21 protein-coding genes, 1 tRNA gene and 2 pseudogenes are annotated in these 22,704 nt (G+C 59.5%); 15 read left to right on the plus strand and 9 right to left on the minus strand.

Going from position 1 to position 22,704, the window contains the following annotated elements; genetic code table 11:
* Positions 1-206: 206 nt before the first annotated feature.
* Complete coding sequence (locus ACFCU0_RS06035) at positions 207-638, plus strand: HIT family protein (protein ID WP_434972765.1); 432 nt, start codon at positions 207-209, stop codon at positions 636-638.
* Between the two features lie 326 nt (positions 639-964).
* Here the strand turns inward: ACFCU0_RS06035 and ACFCU0_RS06040 are convergent, their stop codons facing one another.
* Positions 965-1,963 (minus strand): hypothetical protein, encoded by a 999-nt coding sequence (locus ACFCU0_RS06040; protein WP_434972766.1) that lies wholly within the window; start codon positions 1,961-1,963, stop codon positions 965-967.
* A 191-nt stretch (positions 1,964-2,154) separates the two neighbouring features.
* Entirely contained in the window at positions 2,155-3,027 is an 873-nt protein-coding gene (locus tag ACFCU0_RS06045; RefSeq protein ID WP_434972767.1) for an SRPBCC family protein, read from the minus strand.
* Between the two features lie 145 nt (positions 3,028-3,172).
* Here ACFCU0_RS06045 and ACFCU0_RS06050 point away from each other — a divergent pair, with 145 nt between their 5' ends.
* Positions 3,173-3,979 carry a helix-turn-helix domain-containing protein gene (locus tag ACFCU0_RS06050; RefSeq protein ID WP_434972768.1) on the plus strand — a complete coding sequence of 269 codons (807 nt, stop codon included), beginning with the start codon at positions 3,173-3,175 and terminating at the stop codon, positions 3,977-3,979.
* Between the two features lie 694 nt (positions 3,980-4,673).
* Positions 4,674-5,093: a hypothetical protein gene (locus ACFCU0_RS06055; RefSeq protein ID WP_434972825.1), complete on the plus strand. Its 420-nt coding sequence runs from the start codon at positions 4,674-4,676 to the stop codon at positions 5,091-5,093.
* Here the strand turns inward: ACFCU0_RS06055 and ACFCU0_RS06060 are convergent.
* Positions 5,037-5,168, minus strand: a pseudogene (locus tag ACFCU0_RS06060) (IS256 family transposase); the annotation flags it as partial. The gene ACFCU0_RS06055 and the pseudogene ACFCU0_RS06060 overlap by 57 nt on opposite strands.
* Before the next feature lie 112 nt (positions 5,169-5,280).
* Here ACFCU0_RS06060 and ACFCU0_RS06065 point away from each other — a divergent pair.
* Positions 5,281-5,394: pseudogene (locus ACFCU0_RS06065) on the plus strand (integrase core domain-containing protein); the annotation flags it as partial.
* A gap of 73 nt (positions 5,395-5,467) precedes the next feature.
* A complete protein-coding gene (locus ACFCU0_RS06070; protein ID WP_434972769.1) occupies positions 5,468-5,857 on the plus strand; it encodes a DUF1428 domain-containing protein in 390 nt (129 codons plus the stop codon).
* Between the two features lie 273 nt (positions 5,858-6,130).
* On the opposite strand, the gene cas5 is transcribed toward ACFCU0_RS06070, so the two are convergent.
* Positions 6,131-6,214, minus strand: coding sequence for a CRISPR-associated protein Cas5 (gene cas5 / locus ACFCU0_RS06075; protein ID WP_434972824.1), 84 nt, complete (start codon positions 6,212-6,214; stop codon positions 6,131-6,133).
* On the opposite strand from cas5, the gene ACFCU0_RS06080 reads away from it, so the two are divergent.
* Both ACFCU0_RS06080 and ACFCU0_RS06085 read left to right on the plus strand, forming a co-directional pair.
* The gene (locus tag ACFCU0_RS06080) at positions 6,179-6,604 is read left to right on the plus strand and encodes a hypothetical protein (RefSeq protein WP_434972770.1); all 426 of its coding nucleotides are present in this window, start codon (positions 6,179-6,181) and stop codon (positions 6,602-6,604) included. The two genes, cas5 and ACFCU0_RS06080, sit on opposite strands and share 36 nt — an antisense overlap.
* Before the next feature lie 576 nt (positions 6,605-7,180).
* The gene (locus ACFCU0_RS06085) at positions 7,181-8,191 is read left to right on the plus strand and encodes an erythromycin esterase family protein (protein ID WP_434972771.1); all 1,011 of its coding nucleotides are present in this window, start codon (positions 7,181-7,183) and stop codon (positions 8,189-8,191) included.
* Positions 8,192-8,793: 602 nt separating this feature from the next.
* On the opposite strand, the gene ACFCU0_RS06090 is transcribed toward ACFCU0_RS06085, so the two are convergent.
* Positions 8,794-9,030 carry a hypothetical protein gene (locus ACFCU0_RS06090; protein ID WP_434972772.1) on the minus strand — a complete coding sequence of 79 codons (237 nt, stop codon included), beginning with the start codon at positions 9,028-9,030 and terminating at the stop codon, positions 8,794-8,796.
* Positions 9,031-9,498: 468 nt separating this feature from the next.
* Between ACFCU0_RS06090 and ACFCU0_RS06095 the strand changes: the two genes are divergently transcribed.
* From ACFCU0_RS06095 to ACFCU0_RS06110, 4 genes are all read left to right on the plus strand, one after another.
* On the plus strand, positions 9,499-9,759 hold the full coding sequence (locus tag ACFCU0_RS06095; protein ID WP_434972773.1) for a hypothetical protein: 261 nt from the start codon (positions 9,499-9,501) through the stop codon (positions 9,757-9,759).
* Positions 9,760-10,447: 688 nt separating this feature from the next.
* The gene (locus ACFCU0_RS06100) at positions 10,448-10,861 is read left to right on the plus strand and encodes a VOC family protein (protein WP_434972774.1); all 414 of its coding nucleotides are present in this window, start codon (positions 10,448-10,450) and stop codon (positions 10,859-10,861) included.
* Positions 10,862-11,252: 391 nt separating this feature from the next.
* Positions 11,253-11,693: a hypothetical protein gene (locus ACFCU0_RS06105; protein ID WP_434972775.1), complete on the plus strand. Its 441-nt coding sequence runs from the start codon at positions 11,253-11,255 to the stop codon at positions 11,691-11,693.
* Positions 11,694-11,879: 186 nt separating this feature from the next.
* Positions 11,880-12,320: a glyoxalase superfamily protein gene (locus ACFCU0_RS06110; RefSeq protein ID WP_434972776.1), complete on the plus strand. Its 441-nt coding sequence runs from the start codon at positions 11,880-11,882 to the stop codon at positions 12,318-12,320.
* Positions 12,321-12,793: 473 nt separating this feature from the next.
* Here ACFCU0_RS06110 and ACFCU0_RS06115 read toward each other — a convergent pair.
* Positions 12,794-12,869: transfer RNA gene (locus ACFCU0_RS06115), tRNA-Lys, on the minus strand.
* A gap of 218 nt (positions 12,870-13,087) precedes the next feature.
* On the minus strand, positions 13,088-15,136 hold the full coding sequence (locus ACFCU0_RS06120; protein WP_434972777.1) for an NAD(+) synthase: 2,049 nt from the start codon (positions 15,134-15,136) through the stop codon (positions 13,088-13,090).
* Between the two features lie 290 nt (positions 15,137-15,426).
* Here ACFCU0_RS06120 and ACFCU0_RS06125 point away from each other — a divergent pair, with 290 nt between their 5' ends.
* A complete protein-coding gene (locus tag ACFCU0_RS06125) occupies positions 15,427-16,353 on the plus strand; it encodes a hypothetical protein (RefSeq protein WP_434972778.1) in 927 nt (308 codons plus the stop codon).
* Between the two features lie 28 nt (positions 16,354-16,381).
* On the opposite strand, the gene ACFCU0_RS06130 is transcribed toward ACFCU0_RS06125, so the two are convergent.
* Positions 16,382-17,497, minus strand: coding sequence for a hypothetical protein (locus ACFCU0_RS06130; RefSeq protein ID WP_434972779.1), 1,116 nt, complete (start codon positions 17,495-17,497; stop codon positions 16,382-16,384).
* Positions 17,498-18,119: 622 nt separating this feature from the next.
* Here ACFCU0_RS06130 and ACFCU0_RS06135 point away from each other — a divergent pair.
* Together ACFCU0_RS06135 and ACFCU0_RS06140 are read left to right on the plus strand one after the other, a co-directional pair.
* Complete coding sequence (locus ACFCU0_RS06135) at positions 18,120-19,625, plus strand: PAS domain-containing sensor histidine kinase (RefSeq protein WP_434972780.1); 1,506 nt, start codon at positions 18,120-18,122, stop codon at positions 19,623-19,625.
* Between the two features lie 81 nt (positions 19,626-19,706).
* Complete coding sequence (locus ACFCU0_RS06140) at positions 19,707-20,351, plus strand: response regulator transcription factor (protein ID WP_434972781.1); 645 nt, start codon at positions 19,707-19,709, stop codon at positions 20,349-20,351.
* An 8-nt stretch (positions 20,352-20,359) separates the two neighbouring features.
* On the opposite strand, the gene ACFCU0_RS06145 is transcribed toward ACFCU0_RS06140, so the two are convergent.
* Positions 20,360-21,763 carry an aminopeptidase P family protein gene (locus ACFCU0_RS06145; RefSeq protein ID WP_434972782.1) on the minus strand — a complete coding sequence of 468 codons (1,404 nt, stop codon included), beginning with the start codon at positions 21,761-21,763 and terminating at the stop codon, positions 20,360-20,362.
* A gap of 252 nt (positions 21,764-22,015) precedes the next feature.
* Between ACFCU0_RS06145 and ACFCU0_RS06150 the strand changes: the two genes are divergently transcribed.
* A complete protein-coding gene (locus ACFCU0_RS06150) occupies positions 22,016-22,624 on the plus strand; it encodes a thioredoxin family protein (protein WP_434972783.1) in 609 nt (202 codons plus the stop codon).
* The last annotated feature ends 80 nt before the right edge of the window (positions 22,625-22,704 follow it).

Raw genomic sequence — 22,704 nt, forward strand, 5'->3', positions numbered from 1 at the left:
CCATGGTAGGTGCCCTCCGTGTCCATGACGCCGAGCGTGCACGTTCTTGCATGCAAATCTAAACCGAGGTATGCTGTGTTCATCGGAATGAGAGGATGCTTGTGAGCAGATGTTGAGACCTTGATCATCTCAAGTTACTGCTGCAGGTGTCCTCTCTTCCACGTTACCCGTTATGCGGCGCAGACGCAGGTAAACCGCAAACGCAAATGAGCCCACAAGACTGCTCTTTCTGCAACATCGTATCAGACGGTTTGCCACCCCATGGGCTTTTTGAAACCGACAACTCGTTTGTTGTGCTCGATCGCAAACCGTTGAGCTTTGGGCATTGCATGGTCGTGCCGAAACGGCATGTCGTAAAGCTTTACGAACTCACCCCACACGAACACGCCAACGTCCTCGCACTTGCGCAGCGGTTTGCCCTTGGGCTGCATCGGTCGCTTGGGTGCCGATCCGTAGCGTATCTCGCGTTCGGTAGCGGCCTTCCCCATGCGCATCTTCATTTGGTTCCGCACGACGATCCGAATACGGTGCTGGAACCGCTCAAGCATGTGCGTACGCGCACAGACGAGCAGTTGGAGCGTGATGCAGATCGTCTGCGCGGGTTGCTGTCTGACGGATGGCACCAAGGCGAAAGCTAGCGCCACATAACCCCACGCTGCTTCTGACGAAGGGTGTTAGCTCTTTTCCAGCGATGGTGAATCCGGTACCGGGTTCGTATTATCTCCTTCCCTTCGCATTAGAACTCGACCGTTTAACCGGGTGCAGGAGCCACCACGATGATCGAAGAACTTCCGATCCCAGAAGGCTACCGCCGGAAAATAGATTCCGTCTTTCTTTCGACCGATCCGTTTACGGATGCGGCGCGAGAAGACGTGCCCGTGAGAGCCGTGCTCTCCCCTTCGATTAAGCAGGACGAGATCCCCTTTTCGTCTAGTGTGACCCGTGTTGTGTAGTCTGACCATAGCTACTCATTTGGTGCCAATCCTCTTTCTTGAATGAGAGGAATCGATGCTTCAGCCATGTCTCTGTAATTGTGACCGATACCTTCTGCATATTTGATCTTCCAGTCCAAAGTAAGCTCTTTTCTATCGGCAACTTGCTGAGCAAAGTCGAAGAAGTGCTTGCCTCTTTGTGGCCGTGATTCCCCCTGTTTCATTGCCTCGGACCGCGTCCGGAAACCACCTTGGTCCGGCGTGTCGTCAGACCCCAGAAAGACTACGAGGGGACGTTGAAGCGATTCATCGAGGCGGCGTTGGACCTTGGGAGCACCAGAAAGCCCGTATGGATAGTTCTGTTCACCATCGGGAAGGGTGTACCATCCGGAGTTGGCGGCTATAGCCAAATCGAAGCGGGCACCTGGGTTAAAAAGTACCATTCGGTGGACGAACTGTCCCCCGGCTGAATGGCCGAAGAGGACGTAGCGACCCATTACCCGGGAATCAGAGCGACGGAAAATCCCAAACAGTTTTTCGATAGATCTGAAATACCAATCCTTCTCAGGCAGGTCTCGGGAAAACCACGATACGACGTTGCCTGTCGTGTATCGATATTCGAAGCCACCTTCCGAGAGAGAACCCACAAATCCAATGATGTGCTCATCGGAAAATTCTGGAGCGACCACCAGAAACTGGTTCTCATCGGCAAAACGTATCCACGAGTCGAGATAGTCCTCCCCGTTGCGTCCCATCCCATGAAGAACCATAACCAAACGCAGAGAATCACGGACGAGGGGAGGGCGATAGTACCAGACCCGATTTATCCCCGGCAGTTGATCCTCATTCGTTTCGAAGGTGTTCTTGCCGATAGAGACTTCGATTGGTTCTGCCGGAACGGGTTGTTCTGAGTCGCAACCGACTAATAAAAGTGTAGATACAATAACGATAATAAGGGTGGGTGTGTTATGCATTTCTCCTGTTTTAGTTAGCGTTGAGCAGGGATGTGGCGGCGTTGCAGTCGAATTCATCCGACGGGAAATCGGAATCCGGTGAGCCAAGGCGTGCTCAGGAATCCCACAAATCAAATTGCGAATCCCCGAACCTTTGCGACACTCACCGTCCGGCAAGGGGGCGGCACGGCGATCGGTAGGACGGGAATCCGCTAAAGACCATTGCCTCGCGACGATCCGGTTCGAAGAATGGAAACCTGTACGTAACCTCACACGCCTGCCGTTACTGCGGCCATGCGCTGCGCTTCCGCCTCCATGTTGGAGATCGTCGTCGTCATCATGCCCCGAACTTGGTGGGCAATAAGCGGCGCCGCGATCTCGCCGAGAAGGCCTCCAGCCACTGTGTACTCGTACCAGACGGTGACGTCGGCGTGATCGCCGGCCGAGTCTATCGTCCACCCTCCATACATCTCCTTCAGCGGAAGCGGAAAGTCGGGGGCTTCAGCGTCGAACCGGACCGTAAGGGCCTGGGCGTGATCGTTCCACTCGATTACGTCCTCGGACCAGCGCTGTCCGCTCCGGTTCTTGCACGTGCGACGCGCTTCCATCTTCTCGCCCATTACTTCAACGCTTTCCAGGGACGGAGAGAATTCCCCGATGCGTTCCAGGTCGCGGACGATGTCCCAGACCACCGCGGGCGGGGCTTCCGCCCGCTTTGTGATTTCGAATGCGCTGCGCGCGGTCGTCGCGCCGCGCCGGTTGCGCGTAAGAGCCCGCAGTCCGGCAAGCTGGAGAAGGGCGCAGACCAGTACTACCCCGGCGACGCCGATGACGACGCGGGTTCCGGTGGCAGAAAGAGGCGTGGATGGTAGCAGCATGAGCACGGCGCTACCCGCGACCCATCCTAGATCCGCGCCGGTTATGAGCATTGCGTAGACCGGATGAGGCGTCGGGCGCCACACGTTCCATCCGAGGAATGCAGCAAACAGAAGCAGGCCGACCCCGAGGAGGAGCAAGATCCACGCGTCGACGTCCCCAATCATGGCGGCAGCCGATTCGGTGATGCTAATCAGAATGAGGCCGCACACGGCGGAGAAGAGGGCGTTGCCACCAAGGGCGATACGAAGCAGAGTGGGGTTCATGATCGATCATAGGTTGGGAAGCGATTTGGTTCGTGTCGGCTCTAAGGTGAGGCCGGAACATAATTCAGTCAATTACCTCCGAGGTAAGCATCGTGCCGTTCTGGGTGCGACCGTCCCTCCATTCCGGTTCTTTCCCCACTTCCACATGGATTATTTCGACGACCAATTCGAGGTAGGCGCGATGATTCGGCGCTGGCGAACGCATCGGGGGATGAGCCAGATGGATCTTGCCCTCGACGCGGACTTGTCGGCGCGGCACGTCAGTTTTGTCGAAACGGGCCGGTCCACACCGTCCCGGGAGGCGCTGTTTGCGCTTACGGACGCGCTCGACGTCCCCCTCCGCGAGCGGAACGTCGTGTTCGAAGCGGCCGGTTTTGCGCGGCCGTATTCCGAGGCAACGCTTTCGGAGTCGGAACTGGCCCACCACCGTCAACTGGTCGCGTCTATTCTCCAGCGCCACGACCCCTTCTTCGCTGTCGCGATCGACCGGCATTGGAACGTGCGGATGGCCAACCGTCCTGGGGAAGAGTTCCTGAATCAATTCTTCGGGCCGGGCGGCATCGAGGAGCCCTCAGAACCGAACCTCGCTCGGCTGCTGTTTCACCCGGCTGGACTGCGATCATGCATCGTCAACTGGCCGGAGGCGAGCGCTCATTTCTACGATCGTCTTCACCGCGAGTCGGTCCACAATCCACTCGACGAGGATCTCGCTTTGCTGCTCGACGAGATCGCGTCGTACGGGGACTTTGCCAAACGCCCTCCGACGCCTTCTCGCAACCCTGCGCTGGTGCTGCAATTGTCGATGGATGGGATGGAACTTCGCTTAATCGGGAGCGTGCTCGCCTTCGATTCGGCACAGGCGCCTGCTTTGGAAGAGCTACGGATTGAAACCTTCTTTCCCGCAGACGAGCGCACAGCGCGCCAGCTGGAGGCGAGGCCCCTGGCCGATTAGCCCGAAGGGCGGAGGGCTCTGGAAGAAGTCCCTTTCTCTAAGTAGAGAACGAGGCTCGCTGCAGGGGCAAAACCATGGATTCGTGAAGGTGAAGGCTCCCTGTCATTGTTGCATCTGGCCACTCTTGATCTGATACAGTGATATGACGTGGGGAGGGACTTCAACTTGTCTGTTCAAGAAGAGATGATGGGCCTGTACAACCAGTGCAGAGAACGAACTCAGAGTAGGAAAGACCACCTTCTGACAGAGGTCGTTGATCTCGTGTCCTCCTAGAGCGACGCTCACATTTGTCCTTGGCACCACGTTCGACCCGCTGGATTTGTAGGCTTCCCCGAAATTCGCCCGGTCGGAAATAGAAAAACGCCTTATCTTCGATCCGTGAAGAGATCCCGATTCAGCGAAGCCAAGATCATCTCCGTCTTGGGGCGCAACGAGCGCGGAGAGAAAGTGCCGGGCCTCTGCCGTGAGATCGGCATCAGCGGCGCCACGGGCGATTGAACATCGGCCTGTACAACTGAAAGGCCAAGTACGGCGGCCTGACCGCCAGCGACCTCAAACGCCTGAAGGACCTGGAGGGGGAGATCGCGCGGCTGAAGAAGACGTACGCCAACGTCTCGCTGGTGCACGACGCGCTGAAGGATGCCGTCGAAAAAAAGCTCTGAGCCCGGGGGAGAAGCGCAGGCTGGTCACGCACATGAACACCGAGCACCGCGTGAGCATCCGCAAGGGCTGCCAGGCCGTGGGCCTGGCCCGGGGCACGTACCGGTACACACCGAAGCCGAAGCAAGACGAAGCGGTGATCGACGCACTGAACGGGCTCGTCGCGAGGCACCCGGCGTTCGGCTTCTGGCAGGCGTACCACCGACTGCGATTCGCGGGGCGACCTTGGAATCACAAGCGGATCTACACGATCTACACGGCGCTCGGGCTCATTATCCGGCGACGCGCCGAGAAACGGCTGCCTGCTCGCGTGAAGCAGCGACTGTTCCAGTCGATCGGACCGAACCAGGTCTGGAGCCTGGATTACATCGACGACAGCTTGGAGCCGAACCGACATCTGCAGAATGGGCGAACGTTCCGCATCCAGAACCTGGTTCAGGATCGATCCGAGTAACGCCGATCAGCCCTGATCGCCCTGCAAAAGGTCTTGGATCTTGGTGTCGTCGATTGTAATCTCAATGGTGGCCATCACAAGTATGTCGGTTTGGGTGGAATGGTCTCTCTTCCAACCTGGCAGAACGCGATGGCTTTTTCTAGTCGCCACCCGGATTACACAATATTAAGGACTCAACCGCCTCCGGCGTGAACTCCTCAACGCGTACGTCTTCCGGACGCTCGACGAGGTCCGGAAGAAAGCGCAGGAATGGACGTATGACTACAACCACCGCAGGCCGCACACATCGCTCGGGCAATAGCCACCCGTGAGCCTGCTTCCCCTCGAACTCTCTACTTTTGACTGGGTCAGATAATGAGGAAGCTTACAGTAGCATGACACAATATATCGATGGATTTGTACTTCCGGTTCCACGAATTCACCTGGACGAATACAAGAGTGTGTCCGAACGAGTGGCTGATATTTGGAGAGAGTATGGAGCCATTGCTTATTTCGAATATGTCGGAGATGATTTGAAATTTGAAGGCACGCGTTCTTTCATTGACGCCGTGGATGTGAAAGAAGATGAAGTTGTTGTATTTGGATGGGTTGTTTTTCCCTCAAAAGAGACTCGTGACTTGGCAAATAAGCGAGTTCCTACCGACGCAAGGATGACAGAATTAATCACCCCGTTGACCGACGCTAAAAGATTGATTTTTGATGTTGAACGGATGGTGTACGGAGGCTTCCGGTCATTCGTTCAATCTCCGGATTCATCCAGTTAGATCACTGTATAACACGCGCGTCAGCGCGGACGTGCCTCGCCATTTTGTTGCTGCGTTCAATTTCCGACGTTCCGTAGTACATTTTTACGTAATCAACGTTGGTCTGCATGCCGATTACGCGCGAAGCCATTATCTAAATTCGGAATGGTACATCTTTTATCCCGCTTTCATACGATAGCTATACTCGGAATTGTCGTACTTCCGGGTCTGATCGCTTACGCCGCTCCGGACTCAACGAGCCGGCAGGTTCATGCGGAGTGTGCCCCCTATGAGTCACTGGAGCCGGGTACTTCTTGGTGGGAATTCGTAGGAGGGGAGCCCGTGTTTTCGTTCTGGCTGCCTCCAGGCTTGCAGCAAATCGACGAGGATGAAATCGGAATCGATTCATACCCAGGCACTTTTCAGGATTCGACGGCAAACTCAACAGTGTTCCGCATCGGTTTCGATTACGGTCGTTGGGGAGGAGGAATAGCTGAAGAGCGTCACTACTATGTGTGTCGTTCTGTAGACACGACAACAATAGCTGGAAAAAAGGCCATAGTCGGACGTTTCAAATTTGAACCGGAGTATCCGCACTGGGAGTACCGCCTTGAAGTTGTATTCCCGATAGACCGCCCGTTTCCCCTAAGCTTATGGGATTCGGTCACTGGCCAGAGCAATGAAGAACGGTTATTTATGTACGCAAACTGTCCGCGCCGTGCCGAATGTGCTGTTGCCCGAGGAGTCTTCCGGAGCGTTGAATTTTGAATGTATGTGGTGGTACTGAGCACATCGTACATATTTTCATTCCGCCAAGGTCACAGAGAGGAGTGCGTCCTACCAACGCATTGCACCTGAACTGGGCTGTTGCCATTTTCGTGCTGAGTAGGTACGGAAGGTTGAGTTTGCCGACCGGAAGCGACGTCACAAGCGGATGGAAACGCTGCCTTATACATCCGTTCAGGCGGCGTCAATCGGAGCAAACCGTTTCCCATACCCGGGTCAGGTGAACGAGTCTGTGATAAGCCTTATCTGATCACACTTCTTCAGAACAGCAGAGTCGCCATGTCTCGCTTTGTGTTCGTCCTCGCACTTGTGCTTCTGTTGCCGGTCGAGAGTCCTGCGCAGACAGATTCCCTCTCGACCCGCGAAAAAGTTTCAGATCTTCGGCAGTGGATTCTACCCCTCCATACGGTCGATCCGGCGGAGGAATCGTTTTCGGATCTGATGCCTCTCAAGCAGCACATCGGTAATCGACGGATCGTAGTTCTTGGAGAGCCGACTCATGGGGACGGAACAGCGTTTCGGGCAAAAGGTCGCCTCGTCAAGTTCTTGCATCAGGAGATGAACTTCGACGTTTTGGCCTTCGAAAGCGGGCTTTACGACCTGCGGCTGGCCACCGAGCGAGCGACGACCCCTGACGAATATCTACAGGCGGCCACGAACACCTTGTCCCGCCCGTGGGCAGAGAGCAAGCAGGTCCGCCCGGTGCTCCGCTACTACGCCGAGACGCAAACCACGGAGACGCCTCTTCACCTCGCAGGGATCGATGGTGCTTTGCGACCTCCAAGCGACTCCCTTTTCTTGGTTCGGCTAAAGAGCCATCTTCTGAGTCAGAATCAATGGGCGGAGGTGGTAGAAGGAACGAATTTCGAGCAGACCCTTCGCACGCAATTGAGGAATCCGCTCGCCCTCGCCCGTGACACGGCTGCGTACCGCCAGTTCATTACACAGGTCGACCGGTTGATTCAGCCTCTGGAGGACGGCTCGTCTAAAGACGAGTTCTGGGCGCTCATGCTCGAAAACGTGAAGGCGCAAGTGCAAACCGGTTTCCAGCGCAGCTACGAGCCTCGGAACCGTCAGATGGCACACAACCTGGTATGGTTGGCAGCAGAGGCGCACCCTGATAGAAAATTGATCGTATGGATTGCGAGCTCGCATGGCGTCCGCAATCTCAGTTCGATCGAGCGCATCACTGCCGATCGCTCATATGAAGGGCAAACGTCGATGGGCGACGTGTTGGCAGAGAAATTTGATGGAGGCATCTATACACTCGGAATTACAGCACATGGGGGGAAGTATGGGGCATTCTACTGGGACGATCAGGGGCCAACGACCCTTGACGAGCCGAGTGCGGGCAGTGTCGAGGCCTTATTGGGTACCCTTTCTCACGATTATTCGGTCCTCGATTTTACGGATGTGCCGAGCTCGCACTGGCTGTCCAAGCCGCAGGTGGCCCGCCCACTCGGCTACGAGGAGATGCGTGCGGACTGGACAGAAGTGATGGACGGGCTCCTTTTCATTCGAACCATGCATCCGAATACGAAAGTTGATCCGAATTCGAACGTTGATTAATAGGGCCTTGTACCGCTGCGCTTCACCTGACGAAAAGCAGACGCGGGTTCGCGTCGCACATACGCTTGACGCCTCGGTCAATTTCGAATGGGGTGCCAGGATTTTCGCAGATGAACACTACATTACGTGCTCTCTTGAACGTCAAGTGTCGACGGGACCCATCTGATAGAACGTTGTCCCGTCGAAGTCAGCCTTGTGCTTGAGCATTCCGTAGAGACTGTGTAGTCGTTGTACTGGCGTGAACCTTCGGTTTCGCATGACCACTACGACGGCGACCATTTTCGATTTGCCTTGTTCGGTCAGGTGTTGGTAGAAGGCCCCGACATGGGGCTCACGGCGCACCGCTACGAGGGCGGGCATGTAGTGTGCACGCCGGATGTGTACGTTGCCTTCCCGAGGTACGTGGGCGGGTTTCAACGGACCGACCGGACCGATGCTGCCGTACGTCGAGCCCGACGTAGGCCCCCCTCACACACGCTCATGTCTTTTGGCAAAGAAAGCCGTTCCCGCAGAAGCTGGATGGCGCTCTTCGCAACGATCTCCCGAACGCTCGTTGCATGAGCATAGGTCGCTTGCAGGGGCAGGATTGAGCGGACGAGTTTTCAGCCTTGCCGGACGATCTCCTGGATACGCCGAGCGAGATGACGAATGTTGACTTGAATGTCATTCACCACGATCGTGCTCATCGTGCGGCTTGCGTGGACGGCATGGAGACGATTCTTCTCCCGTGCCCACTCGACGGTGAGGTCTGCTATGCGTCGCGAGATCCATCGGAGTTCGACCGACTCGGCCTCCGCTGGGTGTTTGGTGCACCCATGGCCTGAGGTGCTATTCGGCATCGGCGGCGGCAGGCGGGGGCTGACGCAACGGACAGGCTCATCCGAACAGACACATGCTTCTGTCGCGGACTCATGCGGCTACGGACTCACCGGATCAAGACAAGGTAATCGACTCTCAGCCCTGACGCTTGTCTAAATACAACGCGGCCACAACAGCGTCCACCGTGAACTGGGCGTCGGGCTGAGCGTAAAGATTGGCCCAAAACTGGGAAGCATCTCTCAACATCGGATCTCGTCACACGAACTTGACGGAGAAAATCAACGAGCGGGTTCAGCAACTGCCGAAACGAATGCAGGCCGAAGTTCTCCACTTCGTGGAATACCTTCTCGCATAGCCGAGCGGCAGCAAGCGCGTCGGGAGGAGCAAGCGTGGTCTCGACAATCCTTGTCGCTGGCGATGCGAGGCATGGATAGCGAGGAAGGTCCCGAGTATACCCCGGAGGATTTTGAAGAACGCTTCTCCTCGTCATGAACGAGCCGGGCCGAATCGTGCTGTTTCAGTTCCCGCGAACGGATTTGTCGGAAGGCAAGCTTCGCCCGGCGTTGTTGCTCAGTGAGGTGCCAGGCGCCTACGAGGATTGGCTGATCTGTATGATCTCCTCGCAAGTGCATCAGCGAATCGACGGGTTCGACGAGATGATCGAGGAAGATGATGAGGGCTTTGCCCGCTCGGGACTCAACGCAAACGAGCGTGTTTCGGATTGGCCGTCTGGCTGTCGTGGAAGGTGAGATGCTGGAGGTAAGGATTGGCACGATCAGCCCGGAGCGAACACAACGGATCCGGATAAAACTTACCGAGTGGATTCGCGTCGGCGCAAAACGTTGAGCGGAAACGATGGCCGTATACCCGAGCGTTGCACCTGGCGAAAAGCGTATGCGCTTTTACTTTCGTATGGAAGTTCAGCACTTATTCTGCCTGTCCCAGAAGTGGTGCCGCAAGTTTCCACAGGTGAACTCGACCGGTAGATACCCTCTTGAAAGTCAAGCAGCAACCGGCACTTTCTCGGGCATCCGGTAGAAGCTCTCGCCGTCGAAGTCTTGGTTTGTGACTGCGCCGTTCGTGGATATCAGGAAAGAGGCGAAACGACTACTTCGTTTCTGGAAGACGTACGTACCGTCCAACTGCAACAGGCGGTACTTGGCCCCCCAATTCTTGAACGTACAGAGCGAGGTCTTGGGTTGGACCCAGTTGATGAAGAGACCGAGTTTCAGGAGAATGCGACTGAACTTGAACAGCGGGTGCTAGCCCTCAAGAACAGGTCGAAGGAGCGATTCGGCGCTTTAGCAATATGACTCGGTGCTGCACCGGACGGTGTCGGTGTGCGCGTAGAATTGACCGGCGCGTCTCGGTTGCTCACCGTGAGGCGCGGTGTGATCACGGCCGGTGAGCTAACCCATTGTGCAGAAGAGTGACATCATGGATGACTTCCCAACCGGTGCGGTGGAGCTAACACAGCTGCTGGTCGTCAGCGATCTCGATCGTTCGCGGGCGTTCTACTGTAACGTTCTCGGCGCTGACGTGCACAGAGAATATGGCGGGACCTCCCTCGTGCTCCAGTTTCAGGGAGTGTGGCTGCTGCTGGTGACAGGGGGCGGACCCACCGAGGACAAGCCGTCGGTGACGTTTGCGCCGCCCCCGGACCCCGATGTGGTCAGCCACCAGTTGACGATGCGGGTGCCGGACTGCCAGGCAGCCTATGAGATATTGCGGGGGCGAGGCGCGAAGTTTTTGACGCCGCCTCATGACCGCGGCGGTGAGATCCGCTGCTTCTTCCGGGACCCCGACGGACACCTCCTGGAGATCAGCGAGATCCCTGATGGATCCGCCTAACCCGCGTGCGGCAGACAGCGGGCTGGCGCTCATTTTTCCCGAGAGCGTCTTCCACGCGGTTTCCATCTATACGCCCTGTGCGGTGCGGCTACGTTTGAGCGGGAGACAGCACTCTTACAAAGCGGCGCCATGAGCACCGAGGCCATGCCTGGAAGCGCTCGGAGCGATGGGCGTGCGGCCGCGGGAATCCAGCGTTGTCAACCGCGGCTCCGGAACCCCTCCGAGTCCGCGAATTCCTGTCGGCGAAGGTGGTACCCGTGTCGGGCAGGAGGGAAGGAATGGGAAAATAGACGTATCCACTCAAGAATAGATTTGTGGGTTCAGTCAGGCCACCATGATCGTTTACGCCTAATATTAACTGTAAGCATTCATTTATCGGCTCGGGTCCCCCATGGCTCCAACCCTGCTCTTCGCCTATACAGCGTGTGGAGTTTTTCTCCTCACCGGTCTATTCACGGGCGCCTGGAAGTACTACCACATCCATTCTTCGGAGGAAGCTCAAGCCCCTGTCTATGTTGACATCGCGCATCGATCTTCGCTGATGTATAGCTTTGCCACACTGGTTCTGGCCAAATTTGTCGAACTGAGTCCCTACTCTGAGACGGTGACGTTCTGGTCGGCCCTCGCGCCCATCGTGTTTTTCGCTCTGGCGATTTCGACGTATGTGATCCATGGGATTCTGAAAGACACCGATAATCAAATGAAACGCCCGCACCGACTGGGATCATTTACGCTCCCAAACTGGGTGATCATCGCGTTTATGGGGGCGCTGATCGTTGCTGAGATCGGCGGTTTCGGGATTCTATTTGTTGGATTCTTGAGCACGCTCTAGGTCGCGGCGGGTCGCGCCGATTCTCTGCTTTTGACCGGCTAAATCACGGGGAGGGGAGTGGGGCACGGGGCGGGTCTCGGAGCAGGCGATACGTTTCCGCGGTCGGTAAGGAGCGCTGTGGCCCCGCTTGCAACCGAGGATGCCTGATGACTTTATAATCGTTGGCATGTCACGACCTTTCTCGACATGTCTCGAACGTCACGAAGCCCGGCGCGGCGGAAATCTCTCTACGTGCACCGCAACGATTGGCATAGAACGATGAACAAGGTGGAACTCAAGGGAATTCCCATCCTTCGCATCACCGATGTTCAGGTGGCTAAGCAGTTCTATGGGGAATTTCTTGGCTTCAAGGTGGACTGGGAGCACTACTATGCAGAGGATGCGCCGGTCTACATGCAGATGTCTCGCGATGGGCTCGTCCTTCACTTGTCCGAAAACGACCGTTTCGCAAGGGGCTCCGTTGTCTTCGTTGAGACCACCGGTATCGACGCGCTCCACGACGAGTTGTCCCAGAAGCCGGGTCCGTGGACACCTCCGGGGATTTCGTCAACGCCCTGGCAGACGAAGCAGATGGAACTCGACGACCCGTTTGGAAACCTGCTGCGATTCAACGAAAACAACGCGTAGCGAAGAAAGAATCGTGGCCGTGTCGCGAAGGCAGTTACGCTCAGGTGCGAATAACCATCAATGCGGCAGGCGGCTGGCTGCAGCCCCTCGGTTTGGTCGTGATTTCGCCGTCTATGTAATGCGTCGATATCCCGTCCTGGTTGAACTGAACCGATCGATTAAGAATAGGACAGAACGCGTCGGTAAAGGCGAGCGACGCGCACTTCGTTTGTCGCGCGAAGTGTTTGGCGCTTAAAATGGAGTTGCCGGCGTGAACGGAGGAAGAGGCGGGTTGAGCGGTGGCACGCGGACCCGGCTCCGTATTTCAGGCATCGTGCGTTCCTTGCTTGCGGCCGCTCAGGAGAAAGCGATCTCGGTCGAGGATGCGTCGACGGAACGGACCGAGCGTGCAGGCGGAGGAGCGTCTATGCCGAAATAAAAAGCCCCTGAACCACCGTCTCCGGCGCTCAGGGGCTAATTTCTGATCTGTATGATGGTAGGCCCGGGGGGACTCGAACCCCCAACCCACGGATTAAGAGTCCGTTGCTCTACCAGTTGAGCTACGGGCCTGGGTCATGCTGTCGCGGATCCTCTCCGTAAAGGTATGTGCCCAAACCTGCCGTGCGGCGGTCGGTTTCACGGATAAGGCCGATCACTGATGTTTCACACGCATCGGATGGCCCGAAAGGGTGTAACCGTTATTGCAAGTAAGCCAAGTTGGAAATCAGGGCGATCAGCCGGGTGGGTCGCGGGATCTCGTTCCACTCTGCACACCGGATCGCCGCGATTCAAAGCGCCTCCGGCACGTTGCGATCCAGCTCGTCAAGCCAGGCCTTTGCGCTGGCGTCCGACGGGGCACGCCAGTCGCCGCGAGGGGAGAGCGATCCGCCCGATCCAACCTTCGGTGCGTTCGGGATGGCCGACCGCTTGAACTGGCTGAACTCGAAGAATCGGCGAACAAAGACGCGGAGCCACGCCTTGATTTCGGCAATGTCGTACTCCTCCGACTCGTCGCCTGGCACACGCTCGGCCGATCCCGGCCCCCAGGCGTGGTGCGACAGAAAGGCCACCTTGCTCGGGCGAAAACCAAAGCGGCTGATGTAGTACAGGTTGAAGTCCTGCAGCGGGTACGGGCCGACGATGTCCTCCGACGATTGTGATGGTTGCCGGCCATCGGAGGATCCGGGCACGAGTTCGGGCGAGATCTCTGTGTCGAGAATGGAGCGGAGCACGTTCGTCGCAGCGTCGCCGAACGGGTCGGTTTCGCAGACCCAGTGGATAAGGTGACTGATCAATGTCTTCGGGACGGAGGCATTGACCGCGTAGTGCGACATGTGGTCGCCGACACCGTATGTCGCCCAGCCCAGCGCGAGTTCGCTCAGGTCACCGGTCCCGACCACCATCCCGCCCTCGTGGTTCGCCAGCCGGAAGAGAAGGGAGGTGCGCGCACCCGCCTGGACGTTTTCGAACGTGATGTCGTACTGCTCTTCCCCGTGGTGAAACGGGTGATCGAGCGCTTCGAACATGGCCGCCGTGAGCGGTTCGATGTCGATCTCGTTCGCAGACACGCCCAGCGCGTCCATGAGTCGATGGGCGTTCGTCCGGGTGCGCTCGCTGGTGGCATACCCGGGGAGAGTGTAACATAGAATGTTGTTCCGCGGCAGGCCCAGGCGGTCCATCGTCCGAGCCGCCACGAGCAGCGCCTGCGTCGAGTCCAGGCCGCCGCTGATGCCGAGGACGAGCTTGTCGATGCCCGTGGCGCGGAGCCGCTGCTCCAGCCCCTGAATCTGGATGTTGTACGCTTCGCGGCAGCGCTCGTCCCGCAGGTCTGGGTTGGCCGGCACGTATGGATACCGTTCCAGCGTCCGCTCGAGGGGAACCGATGCCGTCGGAACGTCGAAGTCGAACGGAATCCGCCGGAGCCGGGCGATGCGGTCGCTGTGCTCGCCGGCTGCGTCGTTGAAGCTCGTCATGCGCATTCGCTCCTGCTGTAACCGGCCGACGTCGATATCGGCGGTGATCAACTGCTCATCATCCGCGAATCGCTCTGATTCGGCCAGCCGGCGAGCGTTTTCGTAGATGAGGGCGTGGCCGTCCCATGCCATGTCCGTCGTCGACTCTCCGGGCCCGGAGGCGGCGTACAGGTAGGCGGAGAGGCACCGGCCGGACTGGTTGGCGCACAGTTGCCGGCGGTACCCCGCCTTGCCCATCGTAATATTGCTGGCGGATAGGTTGGCGCAGATGGTGGCGCCCCCCATGGCTGCATACGTGCTCGGGGGGATGGGCGTCCACACGTCTTCGCAGATCTCGGGGAAGACGGTGAACCCGTCGAGGCTCGTCGCCTCGTACATCAGGTGGTTTCCGAACGGCACCTTTTCCCCGAACAGTTCGACTGAATCCTGGACGGCGTCCCGAGCCGACGTGAACTGGCGTTTCTCGTAGAACTCCCGATAGTTCGGCAAATACGTTTTCGGAGAGACGCCGAGCACGCGCCCGCCATGAAGGGCCACCGCGGCGTTGAAAAGCTGTCCCCCGACGCGGAGCGGCATTCCGACCAGGAGCAGCGGTCGGAGCTCGTGGGTGGCATCGCGAACGTGGTGCAGCGCCTCCATCGCTGCGTCCAGAAGCGCATCCTGGTGGAAGAGGTCGTCGTTCGTGTAGCAGGTCAGGCCCATCTCCGGAAAGACGACCAGCCCGGCGTGGCGGTCGGAGGCCCGTTGCGCGAGCTCGATCGTTCGGTTTGCGTTGTCGGAGGGGGAGGCGACGCGCATCCGTGGCACGCCGACGGCGACGCGAACGAAGTCGTGGGCATAGAGCGACGAGAACGGTCGATCCATTCGGGGAGGGAGGCAATCGGCTCGGGCAGTAGCGGAGGGCGCCGCGTTCGTGGACGGCTGCTGGAGTGCGTACCCGGGCTACGGCATGGAGATCCGACAACCACGTGGAAGAACGGTCGGGCATGTGAGGATCGCCCCGACACCGGACTCGCGCATTGGCGCACGCCCGGATCGTGAAAACCGGGGACGCAGCCGACTGCCGGGATGGGTATTGTATCATTGGCGAAGTCGATGGAAAGCACGACGTGCGCTTCGCCGGAATCTCCACCCCGACCTGACGCTCCGCGGCCATGGAAGACGTCTCCGCTGCACCGCTCATTCATCGAATCGGCATCATCGGTTCCGGACCGACGGCGGCCTCATCCGCGCATGCGCTCCTCCGGGTGTCGCTCTCGCAGAGCTTGATTTCGGTGCCCGCGCCCGATGGCGCGCCGACCCACTCGCTGACGGATCTGATCCGAACCCATGCTCCCGTCGGTGCCTCCTCCCTCCGGGCAGGCACCATGGAAGAACTCTCCGGCGTGCGGGTCGTGGTGATGGCGATGGAACCGCTGGATGACCTCGCGGACACCCGGGCTCACATTGCATCGGTCACCCGGGCGCTCGATGAGGTGGCGCCGGACGCCGTCGTCATCGTGGCCGGCGAACCGATCGACGAGGGGACATGCGCCGTAATCGGGGCGACCTCTCGAGACGCCTCCCGTGTATTCGGGCTCGGTACCTGCGCGGAAACCCGCGAGCTCCGGTGCCGCGTATCCGACCACTATCAGGTCGATCCGTCGTCCGTCTACGCGCTGGTCATTGGTCACCACGGCGGCGGCGCCGTGCCCGTCTGGAGCCACGTCCTGATCGGTGCCCATCCGATCATTCGCGGGCAGGTGGCCGGGAAGACCTTCGACCGAGAGGCGATGTGGGACGCGTTCGCCCGCGGGTGCGAGCGAGCGGCGAAGCCGGTGGACGATCGCAGTGAGCGCGACGGGTTTGAGCAGTGCCTTAGCGAGTGCGTGCGGTCGGTCGTCCGGGACGAACGGCGCGTGCTACCCGTCTCGGCGCGCGTGGACGGTCCGTTTGACGTTCGGGACGTCTGCCTGGCGCTCCCGACGATTGTCGGACGCGATGGGTGCCATGGTCGGGTCCTGCCGGACCTGGCAAACGACGAGGTCCGCGCCTTCCAGAAAGCGGCATCCATGCTCGGCTCAGCCGCGTCCGTTGTATGACGAGTGCAGGCCGCATCGACTGCCGGGCTCAGTAGCGGAGAACGGCGGTCACAGGCGCGGTCGCCGGTAGCTCCGCGTCTGTCACCTCGTGCACCGTTCCACCCGATATGATCGTATGCGCCATGGCGGCCTCGATGCGTCCGTCCAGATCGGGCGAGGCAACGTCAAGTTGCGGCGCGGGTTCGTGTGCTCCGTCGCCACCCCGGTCCGGCGCGTCCTTCAACGCCCGAGCGAGAGCTCTCGGTGCTGTCGCGACCGCGCGGGCCCGATGAACGAACAACGTATCCACGCGGCGCGCTGCGGCTTCTTCAAGAATCGTGTGGGCATCATCGACGTAGCGCTTCGGCGCCGTGGTGCGCGTCTCCCTGAGCGCGCGCAGATCCCCCGCCATGCGTCTTCGTGCATCGTCCCGAGCCTTGGCGGTAATCATATCGTAGAGTACATCCGCGTCCGGGCACGCGCCCGCTGCGAGCGGGTCGCCCGAAATCACGGACCGGTGCACGTTGACGGAGGCGTATGCCTCGATCAGGGCGGGCATCCCCATCAGAACGATCGGATGGTGACGGCAGGGGAGAATCGGGTCCAGACAGCGGTCCACGGCGTGAAGCCATCCAAGCACGGGGCCCTTTGACGACATATCTGAGGATCGCTCCGGCGACATGGCGGCGGGTGGCGAGACTCCGATCGGCCGGTGACGTCGCCAGTCGCCGTACCCGTGAAATGCATGTGCCCCGTGAGGGCTGAGGTAGAGCCCGACGACGTATGACGGACGAAAGAGCGCCAGCAGGGGTTCGAGGAAAGGCGCTTCGCCGCGAACGAGGCGAGTCGGGACCGGCATCGGAAGGGACAGCCGGATCGCCTGCATGGGCGTGATGAAGCAGGCGATGCCCGCTGGGGGACCGTTTTCGGCTGCGAACGACCGTTGCACGTCAATCCGCTCTGAACGGATGCGATCGGCGATTTGGGCGAAGGCGTCATCCCGGCTCCCGTTCCTCTTCCGGAGCGTATGCAGCCCAGCTTTCAGCAACTGCGTGACCTCATCCTGTGGCGCGTAAATGGACACCACGGGCTCATCGCGCATGCGGAGCAGGGTGCGGAGGTCTTCGACCGAGGCGATGGAAGGACCGAGCGTGGGAGCATCCATGGCAGGAAGCCTGCGATCAAGGGAAACGGCCGTTCAGCGTGTCAGAGTGGTTCGCACCTTTCTCGGAGACCGGCGTCAGGCCGACATGCGTCCCGTCGTCCTGCGTTTTCACGCGACACGAGACAGGTCCCCTGACGCAATACCGATCCTCCTGTCGGAGCCGAACCGACATGTATAGTGTAATGACCCCACGGATGCGCGCCGTACCGCCTTTTCTCCGCTTCGATATCCTTTATTGCGATGTCGAATTGTGGGAAGAAGACTGACCGCAACCGGAGCGAAGGTCTATCCCGGCCCCGACGTGGAACGAATCGATGTATGAGCGATTGCGCACGGGCGGCACACACATCGTCATCTGAGCGAGCCGTTGATTCAGATCCCATCGTGGACGTGATGGGGATTCTGTCATCAAGATGGATCTACGACAGCCCGATGAAGGTTTGGTGTACCGTCAGGTGTCGGTCCCGGTGCGTCTGCGACAATACCTGATCCCTGACCCCGGTTCTCCCCCACGGCCGTGCTGCGACATCGTCGGTACGATATATTCCGAGTCACATTGACCCGTTGTCGCAGTCGATTCTCGCGATAATCTTTGCCGGCGACGGTTTGAGAGGGTAGAACTATGATCGAGTCGCCCTGGAAGCACGAAAGCGTTCCGGAGAGTTTCACCGTTGCGGTCTTCGTTGTAGACGACGACTGGCGGTTTCGGTATGTTGACACCGCCGCTTCGGACATTCTGCAGCGCCCGGCCGACGAACTGGAAGGGTCGCGGGTCTGGGACGCGTTTCCGGAAGCCGTTGATACGGTGTTTTTCCAGGAGTATCACCGGGCGATGGAAGAGGGCATCGCCGTCCGATTCGAGGCGTTCTACGATCCGCTCAACGTCTGGGTGCAGGTCTACGCGTATCCAATCGAGGACGGGTTGACCGTCATTTTTCAGGACATCACCCAGCGGAAGAATGCCGAGCGGAATGCCGAGCGGTTGCAGGCTCGCAATCGAGCCATCGTGCAGGCACTCCCCGATGACGTCTATCTCATCAGTGAATCTGGCATCATCGTAGAGGTTGAGCACGGCGGTGGGGAGGTATCGCCGGCTCGCGAGGCCATCCTGGGCCGAAGCATCGACGACGTGTTTCCGGTACGTGCGGCCCGGCTGTTTCGTGAGGCCATCGCCGATGTCCGATCCTCCGGGTCGATGCGCGTTCTCAGTTACAACCTACCGAGGACTGGGACGAACGAGCCGGTCGATGGCGGCGGAGGTGGGACGTCCGACGTGAGTGGGCGCTGGATGGAGGCTCGGATCGTGCCGGTCGAGGGGGATGGCGTCCTGGCCATCTTGCGTGACGTCACGACCCAGCGGAAACTTGAGCGGCAGGTTCTGGAGGTCGCCCGGCGAGAGCGAGAACGGATCGGCCGGGACCTGCACGACGGCATCGGGTCGTTGCTGTCCGGCATTTCGATGATGACGCGGAGTCTTGCCCGGGATGCGGAGGACGGCCGGGACGTGTCCGTCGAGCAGCTTCGCGAAATCAGCCGCCTGGCAAAGGAGGGCGTAACGCAGGCACGGGCCCTATCTCGCGGACTGAATCCGATCGACGTTGAGCCGGATCGCTTCGTTGCGTCCATCCGCGAGATGGCGTCGAACACAGAGACGATGACGGGCGTCCGCTGCTTTCTGGATGATCCGGACGACATTCGGTCCCTGAAGCTGGAAGTGGCGACGCAGCTGTACTGGATTACCCAGGAGGCCGTTAATAATGCCGCCCGCCACGCCGACTGCGACGAGATCGCGATTGGCGTATGGGTCGACAACGACGAGTTGATGGTTCGCGTCCGCGATGACGGCAAAGGGCTCTCGGAGGCGAGCAGCAGCGGCCTCGGGCAACAGACGATGCGCTACCGGGCGGAGGTGATCGGGGCGTCCATCGATATTACCAACCGGGAGCCGACGCCGATGCGGCGCGCCGCTGAAGACGATGCCGCTGAAGACGATGACGTAGAAGACGATGTTGACGTATCGGCGCACAAAACCGGTGTGGACGTCATCTGTCGCCTGCCCGTATGGAAAGCCATTCCGAACGACGTATCCGGCGCTGAAGAGCCATTCGGGAAAGAGGCGACGACCTAATCTGGCGCCTGGTTCTTGACTCCACCTGTTCCGGCCCTACGGCCATTCGCTCACACGATCACGGACTGCCGACAACCGACGATGATGCACGATATCTTCGTAGTAGATGATCACCCCGTCATGCGCCGCGGCTATGCGGCCCTGATTGGGCGGGAATCCGATCTTCGTCTGGCGGGGGAAGCGTCCACCGCCGAGGAAGCCCTGGAAAACGTCCAGGAGGACGAGCCGGACCTGATCATCGTCGACATTTCGCTGGAGGGAATGAGCGGCATCGAACTCATCAAGCATCTGCAGTCCCAGCATCCCGATCTGCCCATCCTCGTGGTGTCTATGCACGACGAGACGCTCTATGGCGAGCGTGCCCTTCATGCCGGCGCACGCGGCTATGTGATGAAGAGTGAGGTGGACGACGTCATCATCGAGGCCATCCGGCAGGTCCTGCAGGGAGGCTTTTACCTCACCGACCACCTCAACCGAAAGATTTTGCTCCAGTACACGGGGCGCGGCCCGCAGGAGGGGACGACGCTTGAGCAACTCAGCGATCGTGAGCTGGAGGTGTTCGAACTGATCGGACGAGGCCGCAGCACGCGCGATATCGCGGAATCCCTGCACGTCAGCGTTAAAACGGTGCAGTCGCACCGGAGTCGGATCAAGCAGAAACTCGCGATCGACAACATCACCGAACTGACCCGTCGCGCCGTCGTCTGGGTGCAGCACCAGAACTGACGCGCCGGTTACGCACCGTCGGCGTCTGTGCCGGCAAGCGCCTCCACCTCATCGATGGATTTTGGGATGGAGGGGCCGATGACGTCGGGTCCGTCGGACGTCACGTGCACATCGTCCTCGATCCGAATGCCTCCGAAGCCGACGAAGTCGTCCACGACGTCATAATTGATAAAGCGCGTGTGCTTCTCTTCCTCGCGCCAGCGTGCTATCAGCTGGGGGATGAAGTAGCAACCCGGCTCCACCGTCACGACGAATCCGGGCTCGATCGTTCGCCCGAGCCTGAGCGCGCTGAGACCGAACTGGTCGGACCGCTGCACTTCGTCGTCGTAGCCGACGTAGTCCTCCCCGAGGTTTTCCATATCGTGCACGTCCAGCCCCAGCATGTGCCCGAGTCCGTGGGGAAAGAACAGCGCATGGGCGCCTGCGGCAACGGCGTCGTCCGCCTCGCCGCGCATCAGTCCGATGTCGATCAGATGCTTCGTCAGGACGCGGGACGCAAGAAGGTGAATGTCACGGAAGGGCGTTCCTGGGGTGCAGGCCTCGATGGCGGATTCCTGCGCGTCGAGCACGGCCGCATACACGGCCCGCTGCCGGTCGGAAAACGTGCCGCTGACCGGCGTAACGCGGGTGACGTCGGCGGCGTAGTGCATGGACGACGTGGCGCCGGTGTCGACGAGTAGCAGATCCTCAGCCAGAAGCGGATTCGTGTAATGGTGATTGTGAAGCACCTCGCCGCGGACGCTGCAGGTGACGGGGAAGGAAAGCTCGCCGCCGCCTGTCCGGGCGAGTCCGGCCACGCGCGCCGCGATCTCCTGCTCCGTTTGCCCTGGCGCCGCCATCCGCATGGCGGTCTCGTGCATGGTCTTGGTCACCTTTACCGCCTCCTCCAGTTGTCGAATCTCCTCGCTCGACTTGATCGACCGCTGCGCTACCACCGCTCGGACCAGTCGCTCGGACGCGAAATCGCCGCTTCGATGCGCGGAGATTCCAAGCAGTGACGCCAGACGGAGCCGGTGCGCGTCGCGGTAGGGAGGAAGGATATGAACGTCGCGGTCCCTCTGGAGCGCGGACTGGATGTCGTTTCGGAGGTCGGACCGAGCCGATGTGCTCCCAATGCCGGAAACCTCCGCCCGGTCACCAATTGACGGCTTAGGTCCGGTCCACACCACCTCGTCGAGTCCGGCGTCGTCGCCGTACAGCGTGGTTTCGCCGGTGCCGGTATCGATTACCAGCGCAAGTCCCGGCTGGTCGAGCCCCGTGTAGTACAGAAAGGTGCTGTCCTGCCGGAAGGGGTACGGATTCCCATCGTAGTTCATCGGCGACTCCTCGTTGCCAAGAAGTAGAACGAGGCCGGACGGCAACGCATCGGCCAGTTCGCGGCGACGGGCGACGTACGTAGGAGCAGAAAACATGGCGGGAAGAGGCGGGTCCGGAGAATTCGGTGGTACGGGTAGACGCAGCATCACCCGTCGACGTGCAACGTACGTGGTCCCGATCAAAATTGTAATGAGAAGTGCGGAAAGACTCGTGATGGCACGTAGGAGGGCGAAGGTCGGGCGTAACGTGTCCGTTGACGGGCGAACCTAACGACGTGTCAACCGTCGCAGCCTATGGTTCGAATTCGCCGGACTTGCTTGTTTCATTGATCCGTCAAGACATCCCGAATGAAAGACTTTTTCGAGCAAAAGCGGCTCCACAGTGGATTCTCGTACGACGAATACAAAGAGGCCTGGCGTGAGAGCAAGGATCGGGCACCCGGCGACCTCGATCGGGACGAGCGAAAGATGCTGCACTATCTCCGGTATAACTGGGAGCGATCGCTTGCCGTCGAGAACGAGTACAACGTGTCCGACGACTTACGGTCAGCCGTTGAGGGTATCGACGAACCGCAGCTCTGGATGGTGATCACCGAGCCCTGGTGCGGCGACTCCGCGTTTTGCCTTCCCGTCATTCGTGCTGCCGCTGAGCGCAACGACCACGTCACGCTGCGCATCCTGCACCGGGATGACAATCTCGACATCATGGATCAGTATCTGACGGGCGGCAGCCGCAGTATTCCGAAGCTCGTGGCCTTTAGCCAGGAGGGGAGTGAACGCTTTCAGTGGGGACCGCGTCCGGACAAAGGACAGCGCGTGTTCGATCACCTCAAGGAGCAGGGACGGGACAAAATGGAGATCGTGCAGGAACTCATCTCCTGGTACGAAGACGGCGGCTACGTGCACGTCGACGAGGAACTGGTCGAGACAATTCAGTCGCACCTCACGGAAGCCTGACCGGACCGCTTCCGGCGTGACGTCTACGCGCTCGTTCGCCCGACGAAGATCGTCGTTCATGACCCGCACCTTTAGATCCA

Source organism: Longibacter sp. (assembly GCF_051155795.1).
Classification (GTDB): Bacteria; Bacteroidota; Rhodothermia; order Rhodothermales; family Salinibacteraceae; genus Longibacter.

Coding starts and splice junctions, on each gene's coding strand:
- ACFCU0_RS06035 (WP_434972765.1), top strand. CDS start 207: ATGAGCCCACAAGACTGCTCTTTCTGCAACATCGTATCAGACGGTTTG.
- ACFCU0_RS06040 (WP_434972766.1), bottom strand. CDS start 1,963: ATGAATTCGACTGCAACGCCGCCACATCCCTGCTCAACGCTAACTAAA.
- ACFCU0_RS06045 (WP_434972767.1), bottom strand. CDS start 3,027: ATGAACCCCACTCTGCTTCGTATCGCCCTTGGTGGCAACGCCCTCTTC.
- ACFCU0_RS06050 (WP_434972768.1), top strand. CDS start 3,173: ATGGATTATTTCGACGACCAATTCGAGGTAGGCGCGATGATTCGGCGC.
- ACFCU0_RS06055 (WP_434972825.1), top strand. CDS start 4,674: ATGAACACCGAGCACCGCGTGAGCATCCGCAAGGGCTGCCAGGCCGTG.
- ACFCU0_RS06070 (WP_434972769.1), top strand. CDS start 5,468: ATGACACAATATATCGATGGATTTGTACTTCCGGTTCCACGAATTCAC.
- ACFCU0_RS06085 (WP_434972771.1), top strand. CDS start 7,181: ATGAACTTCGACGTTTTGGCCTTCGAAAGCGGGCTTTACGACCTGCGG.
- ACFCU0_RS06090 (WP_434972772.1), bottom strand. CDS start 9,030: ATGCCGAATAGCACCTCAGGCCATGGGTGCACCAAACACCCAGCGGAG.
- ACFCU0_RS06095 (WP_434972773.1), top strand. CDS start 9,499: ATGAACGAGCCGGGCCGAATCGTGCTGTTTCAGTTCCCGCGAACGGAT.
- ACFCU0_RS06100 (WP_434972774.1), top strand. CDS start 10,448: ATGGATGACTTCCCAACCGGTGCGGTGGAGCTAACACAGCTGCTGGTC.
- ACFCU0_RS06105 (WP_434972775.1), top strand. CDS start 11,253: ATGGCTCCAACCCTGCTCTTCGCCTATACAGCGTGTGGAGTTTTTCTC.
- ACFCU0_RS06110 (WP_434972776.1), top strand. CDS start 11,880: ATGTCTCGAACGTCACGAAGCCCGGCGCGGCGGAAATCTCTCTACGTG.
- ACFCU0_RS06120 (WP_434972777.1), bottom strand. CDS start 15,136: ATGGATCGACCGTTCTCGTCGCTCTATGCCCACGACTTCGTTCGCGTC.
- ACFCU0_RS06125 (WP_434972778.1), top strand. CDS start 15,427: ATGGAAGACGTCTCCGCTGCACCGCTCATTCATCGAATCGGCATCATC.
- ACFCU0_RS06130 (WP_434972779.1), bottom strand. CDS start 17,497: ATGGATGCTCCCACGCTCGGTCCTTCCATCGCCTCGGTCGAAGACCTC.
- ACFCU0_RS06135 (WP_434972780.1), top strand. CDS start 18,120: ATGATCGAGTCGCCCTGGAAGCACGAAAGCGTTCCGGAGAGTTTCACC.
- ACFCU0_RS06140 (WP_434972781.1), top strand. CDS start 19,707: ATGATGCACGATATCTTCGTAGTAGATGATCACCCCGTCATGCGCCGC.
- ACFCU0_RS06145 (WP_434972782.1), bottom strand. CDS start 21,763: ATGTTTTCTGCTCCTACGTACGTCGCCCGTCGCCGCGAACTGGCCGAT.
- ACFCU0_RS06150 (WP_434972783.1), top strand. CDS start 22,016: ATGAAAGACTTTTTCGAGCAAAAGCGGCTCCACAGTGGATTCTCGTAC.